Origin of the sequence: Aquiflexum sp., assembly GCF_041751335.1 — a bacterium.
Classification (GTDB): domain Bacteria; phylum Bacteroidota; class Bacteroidia; order Cytophagales; family Cyclobacteriaceae; genus Aquiflexum.
On sequence record NZ_JBGSXS010000252.1, the window covers coordinates 1 to 1,724 of the forward strand.

Annotated in this window: 2 protein-coding genes; one reads left to right on the plus strand and one right to left on the minus strand. The window is 32.6% G+C overall.

The window, feature by feature from the left end; all coding sequences use genetic code 11:
- Positions 1-398: 398 nt before the first annotated feature.
- Complete coding sequence (locus tag ACEW8U_RS14130) at positions 399-1,148, minus strand: acyl-CoA desaturase (protein ID WP_373522698.1); 750 nt, start codon at positions 1,146-1,148, stop codon at positions 399-401.
- A 197-nt stretch (positions 1,149-1,345) separates the two neighbouring features.
- Between ACEW8U_RS14130 and ACEW8U_RS14135 the strand changes: the two genes are divergently transcribed.
- Positions 1,346-1,714: a phage holin family protein gene (locus tag ACEW8U_RS14135; RefSeq protein WP_373522699.1), complete on the plus strand. Its 369-nt coding sequence runs from the start codon at positions 1,346-1,348 to the stop codon at positions 1,712-1,714.
- Positions 1,715-1,724: the final 10 nt, after the last annotated feature.

Below are 1,724 nucleotides of genomic sequence, written 5' to 3' on the forward strand. Positions count from 1 at the left end.
CATAGAATTTGCATAATCTGCTCTTCTGCTCGGGTTAGTGATCTCATATTGTTTAAGTTTAAATACGACTACAACTTATCCATTTAGTTTTTAAAAAACAAGTAAAGGAATAAATCTTTCTATTGGTAACTGTAAATTTAAGTAAAAATATTTAGTTAAAAAAATATTTTATTAGTTTAAATTAAGCTTTAAGTAGATATTTTTTTGTAAAACAAATAACCTTATCGATACAGAAAAAATTTATATATAAATGAAAAAATCTTTCCTAACGAAAGATTTTTTAGATAGAACCATCCAATCTGATGTGGAAGACAAGACCTGAGAATTTCAGATAATATTTATCATCTATAAACCCTCCAAGGGTTTCAAACCCTTGGAGGGTTTATTAGAGATATTGATCAGGTAGTTTTTAACTTTATGATACCCGTTGCATGCAGCAATTTGACAATGGGATAGGTGGGATCGAATTCATACCATTTAACTGCAAAGTTTGGTCTATTTGGAAGTCTATGATGATTGTTTTGGAACAACTCTCCAAGCATTAATAAATCTAGCAACAAGCTGTTCTTTGACTTATCATTATTATCAAAATTGGCATATCCATATTTATGACCACTCCAATTTACAATGGCGCCATGTACGGGTCCCATCATTAAATGTATGGGAAGTAAAAAATACATCCACCAATGTGTACCTGATAATTCAAATACAGAAATACTCAAAACATAAACTAAAATATAGAACAATGCCCAACCTACTCTAATCGACATTGAGTCAGCGAAAAGGTCAAACTTATTCCAGTCAGGAACATCTTTGGAAAATCTTTCCTCAGGCTTCAATTTGAAGCTGAAATAATCATTGTAGATATTTTTGGTTTTCCACATCATCGTAAACAAGTTTTCTGTATGATGTGGACTATGGGGATCTTTGGGTGTATCACTGTAGGCATGGTGCATCCTGTGCAATATGGCGTATGCCCTCGGAGATAAATATGAACTTCCCTGACAAAGCCATGTAAAGAAGTAAAAAAACTTTTCCCAATACTTGTTCATAGAGAACATCTGATGGGCAGCATATCTGTGCAGAAAGAAACTTTGGCAGAACAAGGAGAAATACCAATGGAGAAGAAAGAAAACTATTAAGATCACTACAATAATTATTTAATGTTAATGGACAAATATATGTCCTTAATCTGAATACATTTAACAGGAAATTTTAATTTAAGTTTGGATTGTGACAAAAATCATGTAAACGAGTATAAATGGACTGAAATCTTGAGCCACATATTTTGAAAACTAAAAATCATAAGGTTAAATTTGAAAAATCACTTAAATATTCCAAAATAATGAGCAAATCCAATGAAGCTCTAAATATTATTCTTCAGTTGATACTTGGGGGTATAGCAATACTGATCGCACAATATATATTACCTGGTGTACATGTTTCAGATTTTCTTACAGCAATTGTCATTGCAGCATTGATAGCTCTTTTGAATATCACCATCAAACCAATTTTGATTATTTTGACCATTCCAATTACAGTTTTGACTTTGGGCCTGTTTTTATTGGCCATCAATGCGTTGTTGATTATGCTTGCAGCAGCAATCGTTCCTGGCTTTGAAATTGATGGTTTTTGGTGGGCACTTATATTCAGCTTTGTCCTGAGTATCATCAATTCATTGCTTGGAGTTTCATTGGGGGGAACCAGCAGGTAGTTCATTTTTC